The 9,316-nt window shown below is 66.8% G+C and carries 4 protein-coding genes; 3 read left to right on the plus strand and 1 reads right to left on the minus strand.

What is annotated here, in order from left to right; genetic code table 11:
• Window positions 1-117 precede the first annotated feature (117 nt).
• The 3 genes from BFL43_RS15430 (at window position 118) to BFL43_RS15440 (ending at window position 7,911) form a co-directional block, all read left to right on the plus strand.
• Window positions 118-3,483: a BTAD domain-containing putative transcriptional regulator gene (locus BFL43_RS15430; RefSeq protein ID WP_240498289.1), complete on the plus strand. Its 3,366-nt coding sequence runs from the start codon at window positions 118-120 to the stop codon at window positions 3,481-3,483.
• A gap of 81 nt (window positions 3,484-3,564) precedes the next feature.
• Entirely contained in the window at window positions 3,565-5,466 is a 1,902-nt protein-coding gene (locus BFL43_RS15435) for an HNH endonuclease signature motif containing protein (protein ID WP_084893410.1), read from the plus strand.
• Window positions 5,467-5,535: 69 nt separating this feature from the next.
• Complete coding sequence (locus BFL43_RS15440) at window positions 5,536-7,911, plus strand: AfsR/SARP family transcriptional regulator (protein WP_084893389.1); 2,376 nt, start codon at window positions 5,536-5,538, stop codon at window positions 7,909-7,911.
• Window positions 7,912-7,918: 7 nt separating this feature from the next.
• Here the strand turns inward: BFL43_RS15440 and BFL43_RS15445 are convergent, their stop codons facing one another.
• A complete protein-coding gene (locus BFL43_RS15445; protein ID WP_084889687.1) occupies window positions 7,919-9,160 on the minus strand; it encodes an IS701 family transposase in 1,242 nt (413 codons plus the stop codon).
• Window positions 9,161-9,316 lie beyond the last annotated feature (156 nt).

Below are 9,316 nucleotides of genomic sequence, written 5' to 3' on the forward strand. Positions count from 1 at the left end.
CACCGACCGGGTCATGAACGTGTCAGAGGGCCCGCGGTCTATCCATCCCGGATCCAATCCGAGTCGCCTAAGCTCTTACTCGATTCGCATACGGGACACGAGGTCGGAAGGCAGGCCATGCGCTACCAGCTACTCGGCCCGCTCTCCGTTGTCCAGGGGGCGGGCGACGATGCCGTGTCGGTCGATCTCGGCTCGCCGAAACAGCAGACGATCCTGGCGATTCTGCTGATCAATCGCTGCACTGTCGTGTCCACCGACCGCTTGTCCGACGCGTTGTGGGGCGAGGAGGCACCGCCGAGCGCGATGTCGAGTCTGCAGGCCTACATCTCGAACCTGCGGCGAGCTCTGCGCGATGACGCGGTCGGGACGTCACCGATCCGGCGGCAGTCGAACGGATACATCATCGACGTCGCCGAGACCGAGGTCGACGTCAGCGAGTTCCTCGACCTCGCCAACCAGTCCCGGCAGGCGTCCGACGACGAGGCGTGGGCACTCGCCCTCGACACTGCCGATGGGGCGTTGAACCTCTGGCGCGGCGAGTTGCTCACCGGCCAGCGCGACGAGGAGTGGGTACACACCGAGGCCGCTCGTCTCGAAGAGATCCGCAGCGGGTGCCGCGAAGTCCGGATCACTGCGCTGTTGGCGCTCGGCAGGCTGGCGCAGGCGCTCGCCGACGTCGTTGCGCTGCGAACCGACCAGCCTTACCGCGACCGCAGTGCGTGGTTGCACATTCTCGCGCTGCACCGCGCGGGCCGGTCTGCTGAGGCGCTGGACGTCTACGCCGATCACGCCCGCCGCCTCGACACCGACCTCGGTCTCGAGGCGAGCGCCGAACTTCGCGAACTCCAGGGCGCGGTACTGCGGCACGACCCGGAATTGGCGGCCTGGCCCCGGCGACCCAGTTGGTCGGGAGCGGGTGAGCTGCGTACGCCGGAACCGACTCCTGCCGTGAATGATTCGACCACGGTACCTGAGGTCTCCGCACCCGGCGGACTCGTCGGAAGGGTCCGCGAACAGGCGCTGATCGCACGGCTTCTCGACGACGTCGTCGCCGGAGCAACGCGCTGGCTGATCCTGCTCGGGCCGCCGGGGATCGGCAAAACCCGGCTCGCCGACGAGGCGGCCCGACGACTGCAGTCGATGGGCGGCCGTGCGATCTGGGCGAGGAACCCCGAGGAGGGGGCGCCGACGTGGTGGCCTGCGCGTCAACTGGTGAACGCCTTGGGCACCGACCCGGCCGAAATCCTCGCCACACCTGAGGACGTCGACGCCGACACCGCCCGCTTCACCGCCTATGACCGGATCCAGCGGGTGCTCGAGGAAGGTGCGGCGACGACCCCTCTCGCGGTGGTGGTCGACGACGCGCAATGGGCCGACTCGATGTCCGTCGGAGCCCTGGCGTCGATGGCGACCTCCGCCCACCACCATCGGATCGCGTTCGTGATCACGCTCCGCGAGGGCGAGCATCATCCCGCGATCGGGCGATTGCTCAGCGCGGTCGCCCGTGCGACCGGCAACCGCCAGATCGTGGTGCCCGCCCTCGACGACGACGAGGCCTCTGCCCTGGCAACGCAGACGGCGGGAGGTGAGCTGACCGACGACGAGGTCATCCGCCTGGTCCGTCGGACCGGGGGCAACCCGTTGTTCGTGTCCGAGTACGCGCGCCTGTCGCGCGAAGAACGCAACACAGGCGAACTGCCGCTGGCGGTACGTTCGGTGCTGGGGCTTCGTCTGGCCGGTCTCGATCCCCAGGTACTGAAGACGCTCCGAATGGCGGCGATCATCGGCGACACCATCGACATCGGCGTGCTGTCCCGGACTATCGATCTCGACATCGACTCGCTGGCAGATCATCTCGACGAGGCCGCCGACGAGCGGATCATCACAGCCGCGCCCGGCAGCGGCGGATACGCATTCGCGCACGGCCTGCTGCGCGAGGAGGTGCTGGCCCAGATGCCCGCGCTGCGCCGAAAGCGGGCGCATGCCAGGGTTGCCGAAGTCTTGACCGAAAGTGTCGGCGCCGATGTACTCACCAGGCGGGCACAGCATCTGGTGGCAGCACTGCCTCTCGTCGATCCCGGGGATGCCGTGGCCGCCTGTGCCGGAGCCGCGACCGACTCCGCAAGCCGGTGGAACTCCGAGGCCGCTGTGTATTGGTGGCAGCAGGCTCTGGCTGCGTACGAACTATTGCCTGCCGCCGAGCAGATCGACGAGCAGCGCGACGAGTTGACCGTCGCACTGCTCGAAGCCCTTTCACGCTCGGGGCGCGGGCAAACCGTGCTCGAAACGGTCGAGACGGCGCTGACAGTGGCGGTGCGAGCCGAAAAGCCCTCGACTGTGGGAAGACTCGCAGGCTCGCTACTGCGCTCCGGGGGCGGCTGGCCGTGGGTCTCGCCGACCAAGGATCCCGCGCCACTGCTGCTCCTGCTGGCCAGAGCCGAAAAGGTGGTCGCCGACGACCCCGCGGCCCGGGCCCAGGTGCTGGGGGCGCTAAGCGTCGGGCACAGCTACCATCCGGATCCGACGCTCGCTCCCGAATTGATCGGGCGAGCACAGGAATACGCCGCAATCGCCAACGACCCGGACATCACCGCCGAGGTCATGATGGCGTGGCTGATCACCTTCTCCGGGGTGTCGACCCACGCGGGCGAGGTCATCACGGTGATCGGCGAACTGTTGGCTTTCGAGCACCGCCAAGCGCGCTTCGACGCCGTCATCGCCCATTCGATCGCAACAATGGCCGCGTTCACCCTCGGCGACATCGCCGCCGTGCAGGATCATCTACAGCAGGCCATCGCGGGCAGCGAAGAACTGAGCCTGCCCATCTTGCGTGCACAGTTGCGATGGATGGAGGTGGTGGTCGCGGTCTGGCACGGCGATTTCGAGCGCGCGGAACACCACCAATCCATTGCCAAACGGGTGCACGAGCAGACCGAGCTCTACGTGACCGGCCAGTCGACGATGTCGCTGATGGGTCTGCGCCGTGAGCAGGGTTTCCTCTCGGAGTCGGAGAAAGTCATGGCCCGCGAACTGATCACCGAGGTCGCCGCCAGTCCCACCGACACCAACATGCTCGGAGTCATCGCCGCAGGATTGGCATCGATCCCCGGGGCACCCCTCGACCGCGATCTCGCCAACACCCTTGTCCGGCAACGGCAGCGCACCCGCGGTGCGCATGTCTGGTTCACCCTGGGCCACGCCGTGGCGCTCGCCCACGTCGTCGCCGACTTCGGACTGATCGAGCACGCTTCCGATTTCATCACCGAACTCGAGCCATTCACCGACGGTGTCGGCGCGATTGGGCAACTCGCCGCCGTCGGCCCGGTGGCCCTTGCCCTCGCGCGGCTGCACATGCTGGTCGGGAACCGCGCGGCGGCAGTGGAGTTGGTGGCCACCGCAAGAGGAATAGCCGAGCGATCCGGCGGCGTTCCGACCATGGAACGATGCCGGATCCTCGACGAGCAACTTCGCCGAATCGACTGACATCGCCGGCAAATAAACCTGTTTCAGTCACCTTCGGCCGTCTTGGCTGAATTGTCGGACCCTCGTGGCATAGTCGACAACATGTTCGAAGAGCGGATGGAAGCAGCGTTCCGGGGTCTGGGGGTGTCGACCCCAAGTCTGCTGCGCCCGCGCGAACTCACCACATCGATGCAACAGCTCGCCCAGGTGAAAGGTCTTGCCGCGTGGTCTGAATACGCAACTGCTGCCGAGATTCATCGCCAGTTGGCCGAACCCACGGCCGAGGTCGACGTGCGCCAACTCGACGGGTGGGCGCAATGCTCAGCACGGGTCGGAGCCGCGCTGGGAGTCACATTGGGATTGGCGGACAGCATCATTCGACGTGGTCTGGCATTGCGCGACCGACTGCCGCAGGTGAACGACGCACTGCGCGCCGGCCGGGTCGCGCCCCACCACATCGGCGATATCGTCTCGCGCACTGAACTGGTCGACGGCATGCCCTGGTCGGCGTCGGTGGACGCAGAGATCGCCGAGATGTTGTGGCGCGATGGCGCCTGGTCCGCAGACCGGATGCGCAACATGGTCGACCAGATCGTGTTCCGCCACGACCCTGAGGGCGTCCGGGAACGACGAGCCCGGGCACAGGACGGCCGGAACTTCAAGCGGTACGCGACCGCCGATGGGATGGCTGATGTCGTGGCGTCGATGACCGCCGAGAATGCGCTACTTCTGGAGAAGCGGGTGCAGCAGTTGGCCTCTCAGGTCTGCGCGAACGACCCCCGCACGACGCCGCAGCGTCTGTCGGATGCGATGTTCTGCGCCACCATGGACGTCGCCTTCCTCTGCCAGTGCGGAGATTCCGAAGGTTGTGAGTTCGCGCGTCCGCACGACGGTGACAGTGACGGTGACAGTGACGGTGACAGCGATGGCGGCACACAGTTCGTGGTTCACGTCGTGATGGACCAAGCGACCGTCGAAGGGCGCGCCAACAACGCCGCACTGATGGACGGTCATGGAGTGATCTCCGGTGACCACGCCCGCGAGATCGCCCGCCGACCCGACGCCCGCATCGCCCCCCTCGGTGGCGAGCTGGCGAAGGACGTCCTCGATCAGCCGTCATCGGTGCCCGACTCTGCCGCCGATGACCTGCATACCCCTGCGGCGAAAGAAGTGAGCCCCGAGGAGCTGCTCGACGAGATCAAGCGCCTGGTCAAGGCCAAAGAAGACGCAAAGCGTCCGGCAGGGGAGGGCGACGAGAAGACTTCGCCGCATACCGAACGAACATCGCCGGAAACCGAACGAACAGTTGGCCTCGCACGCCCCGATGACGCCGATTCGCGGGCAGAGCCAGCTGAGCGCTCTGAGCCAGAGGCGGAATCGGTCGCTGCAGACGCGCCCCCGAACCGGGCCGAACGTCGCCGGCGGCGCAAACGGAAAACCCAGACAGTGCTGCCGACGTCTCAACCGGGCAACGCCTACCGGTTGTCCGCTGCCCTCAACAGATTCGTCCGGATCCGTGATGCCTACTGCACCTTCCCCGGCTGCCGACGGCCCGCCTGGAAATCAGAAGCCGACCACACCGACGAATACGACCACGACAACCCCGCCGCCGGGGGACAAACCTGCGCCGAAGACACCAAATGCCTCTGCAAGTTTCATCATCTGCTGAAGACCTTCGGTAACTGGATCGATCTTCAGGACACGGACGCGAACGGACGTACCCGCATCGTCTTCATCAGTCCCGAAGGAGTTCGATTCCACGGACCGGCATGGTCCGGAGAAGACCTCTTCCCCGCGCTACTCGACATGACCTGGCGCGACCCCGGACCTCCCCGGGGTGCCCCACCCGACATGCCATCGCGTCGGCGAACCCGCCTCGCGGACAAATACGCCCGCCGCCGCGCAGAACGGAACCGCAACCGCCACCTCATCGAAACGCCTGAACCACCGCCGCCTCCACCGGAACCGTCATCTGACCTCGACGGGCCGCCGCCTCCGTTCTGACGGCGGACATCTGTTCGAACGACAACGCAAGGGCAGACGGCACACCCGCGGGCTAAAGTCGAAAAAATCATGCGCTATCAGCTGCTCGGCCCACTCGCTGCGGTCCGCACCGACTCCGGCGAGTCGGTCGACCTCGGTTCGCCGAAACAGCGAATGGTGCTGGCACTGTTGCTGATCCACCGGGGTACCGTCGTGTCCACCGACCGACTGACCGATGCACTCTGGGGCGAGAGCGCCCCACCGAGCGCCGCCTCCAGCCTCCAGGCGTACATGTCCAACCTACGGCGCGCTCTGCGCAGTGACTCCGCCGGCTCGTCCCCCATTCGCAGGCAAACGCCCGGGTACGTCTTCGACGTCCCCGCCGGCGACGTCGATGTCTCCGAGTTCACCGACGCCGCGGCCGCCGCGCACAGGTGCGCGCTGGCCCATGATTGGCAGCCTGCCCTCGATGCGGCGGACCACGCGCTGTCACTCTGGCGGGGCCCCCTGCTCAGCGGCATGGCCGATGAAGAATGGGTCCGGCTCGAGGCCCGCGGACTCGAGGAGATCCGCAGCGACTGCCGCGAGAACCGGATCACCGCATTGCTCGCGGTGAACCGGATCGCCGACGCACTCGTCGAGGTGGCCACCCTGCGTGATGCCCAACCCTTCCGCGATCGCAGTTGCTGGCTGCACATGCTCGCCCTGCACCGGGCGGGCCGCTCCCCGGAGGCCCTGGATATCTTCGCCGAACACTCCGATCGCCTCGACGCCGAGCTCGGTCTCGAACCGGGCACCGAACTGCGTGAGCTGCAGTCGGCCATCCTGCGACACGATCCGGAACTCATTGCGTGGCCGCGCAGGCCTGGCTGGTCCGGTGCGGCCGAACTGCAGTCACCGACTGCCGTGCGTCCCGGCAACGCCGTCGACGTCATCGCAGCGCCTGGCGGCAGCTCGATCGTCGGTCGTGGCCGCGAGATCGAGCAGATCGATCAGCTACTCGACGACGTCGTGGCAGGCGGCACGCGGTGGATGATCCTGATGGGACCGCCCGGGATCGGGAAGACCCGCCTGGCCGAGGAAGCAGCCGCGCGGCTCCGCCAGAGGGGTGGCCGCGACGTGTGGGCGCGCAGCCCCGAGGAAGGTGCCCCGGCCTGGTGGCCGGCCCGGCAGCTGGTCGGCGCGCTGGGCGGCGACCCGGATGAGGTGTTGTCCATCCCCACCGACGTCGATCCCGACACCGCGCGCTTCACCACCTATGAGCGCGTGCAACGCCTCATCGAGAACGCGGCCGCGTCGGCGCCGCTGATGGTCGTGATGGACGACGCCCAGTGGGCGGATCCGATGTCGCTCGGTGCACTCGCCTTCATGGCCACAGCCCTGCGGGGACATCGGGTGGCCGTGGTGGTCACGATCCGTGAGGGCGAGGGCAGCGCGGCGCTCGGCAGGCTGAGCAGCGCGGTCGCCCGAGGCGAGGGCAACCGCCAGATCGTGGTGCCGGCGTTGGGCGCCCACGACATCGCGGCGCTGGCAACCCAGGTCGCCGACGACACCATCGGCGAACGTGAGATCGAGGTGCTGGCAGCGCGCACTGCCGGCAACCCCCTGTTCATCTCTGAGTACGCCCGGTTGTCGAGCCAGGAACGGATGGGTGGCGAGATCCCGCTCGCGGTCCGCTCCGTGCTCGGCCGCCGGCTTGCCGGGCTCGGCGTAGAGGTTCTGAAGATCTTGCGAACCGCAGCGGTCATCGGCGACGACATCGACATCGGTCTGCTCTCTGCCACAACGCAACTCGATATCGACGAGCTCGCCGACCACCTCGACGCCGCGGCGGACGACCGGATCATCGTGCCTGCGCGCGGAGCCGATGGTTACACCTTCGCCCACGGGTTGCTGCGTGAAGAGATACTCGCGGGAATGCCACCGCTTCAGCGCAAACGGACCCACGGCCGGGTTGCGGCCGCCCTCGAGAGCGGCGGCATCGGCACCGACCTGCTCAGCCGTCGTGCCACCCACCTGCTGGCCGCACTACCGCTGGTCGACGTCGGCGAGGCGGTACAGGCCTGCCGGACCGCGGCCGAGGAGGCCGCCGATCGATGGAGTTCGGAGACAGCGGCCCTCTGGTGGCAACGAGCCCTCGACACCTATGACTCACTACCGCAACAACGTTCGGTCGACATCGAACGCGACGATCTGATGCTCGCGCTGCTCGAGGCCCTCTCCCGCGCCGGCCGGGGACAGACCGTCCTCGACACCGTCGAGTCGCAGCTGGTCGCCGCGATGCGGGAAGGCCGCACTGCGACCGCGGGGAAGCTGGCGGGCTCACTCCTGCGCTCGAGTGGTGGATGGCCCTGGCTGGCGCCCAGCGAAGATCCCGGTCCGCTGCTGGCGGTCCTCGAACAACTCGACGGCTTCGTCGCCGACGACCCCGTCGCCCACGCCCAGGTCCTAGTACTACAGCCGTAGATAGGGTTCATTGTTGTTGTGACCTGCGTTGATAGTGGTGTTGTCGGGCTCGGTATTGGTGTTTTCGTCGCCAGAGTGACCAGCGGAGGGGGTCAGCGATGGCATGCAGTGGTGTGAGGACGAGGATCGTGAAGAGTTTGCGGAACTCGTTGACCGACAACCGGATCAGTCCAGGTTCTGAGGGTTGGGCCAGGCGTTCAGTGGCGGTATGCACGGCCAGGAAGGCGTGCGCAGCCATGACCAAGGTAATCCAGCGGTGCCAGGACGTCCACGTCCGCACTTGATGCTGATCCAGACCGGTCAGGCCTTTGCCGCTCTGGAACGATTCCTCGACCGTCCACCGCCGCCCGGCGACTCGGACGTACTGGTTCAGCGGCACCGGTGCCGGGCTGTAGCAGCGATAGAAGGCGAGCTCGCCGGAGCTATCGTTGCGCCGCACCAACACGTGACAGAGGCCAACATCGGGACGCTCGGTGGTCGCGATCAAGGCCCAGGAGTACCAGCGGTGTCCTTTGCTACCGGCGCCGGCAGACATCTTGTGCCAGGACCGCGGCGGTAGATTCTCAGCAAGGGCATCGACCCGGATCTTCCCGGCGGCTGTGGGGACCTGCCGATTGCATCCGACGGCCAGGACGTAGCCGATCTGTCTGTTGTGCAACGCTTTTCGTAGGTTCGGGTCTGCGCCGTACACTTCATCGCCAGCGACCCACGAGGCCGGAACGTCGGCGTCGAGGGCCGCCTCGACCAGCGTGGTTGCCAGGGCTGGTTTGGTAGCGAACTCGACCGTGTCAGGGACCCCGGCCTTGGTCCTTCGCTGCGGGTCGGTGGCCCAGGTGTGCTGCGGCAGGTACAGCGCTCGGTCGATCAGGGTGTGTCCGCGAGCGGCGGCGTAGGTCAGGTAGACCGCGACCTGACAGTTCTCCGTGCGTCCGGCGGTTCCGGTGTACTGGCGTTGTACCCCAACGGTGTTGGTGCCCTTCTTCAAGTCGCCGGTCTCATCAACGACAAGCACCGCATCAGGGTCGGCCAGGTGGTCGATGACATAGCTGCGAACGTCATCGCGGACCAGATCAGCGTCCCATTTAGCGCGGGACAGCAAGTGCTGCAGTCGGTCAGGGGTGCCATGGCCCGATAGTTCGGCGATAGTCCAGCAGTTCTTGGAACCTATATCGGCCAGCAAACCCAGCACCAGCGCACCGGCGTTGCGTCGTGCTTCGACCCGCGCGAACCGCGACGAGAACGACTCCAACAACCCATCCAGGCCCGCATGCCACCGCTCATGGTCTACCCTCAGTGCTGCGGTTGCCGCAGCTGATCTGGATGTCTTCACAAACTCGAGATCATGCCGCGGCAACCGCGCCTACCAGCGCAAACACGCCGAAACTACCTATCTACGGCTGTAGTA

This window comes from Williamsia sp. 1135 (assembly GCF_002095395.1).
Lineage (GTDB): Bacteria > Actinomycetota > Actinomycetes > Mycobacteriales > Mycobacteriaceae > Williamsia.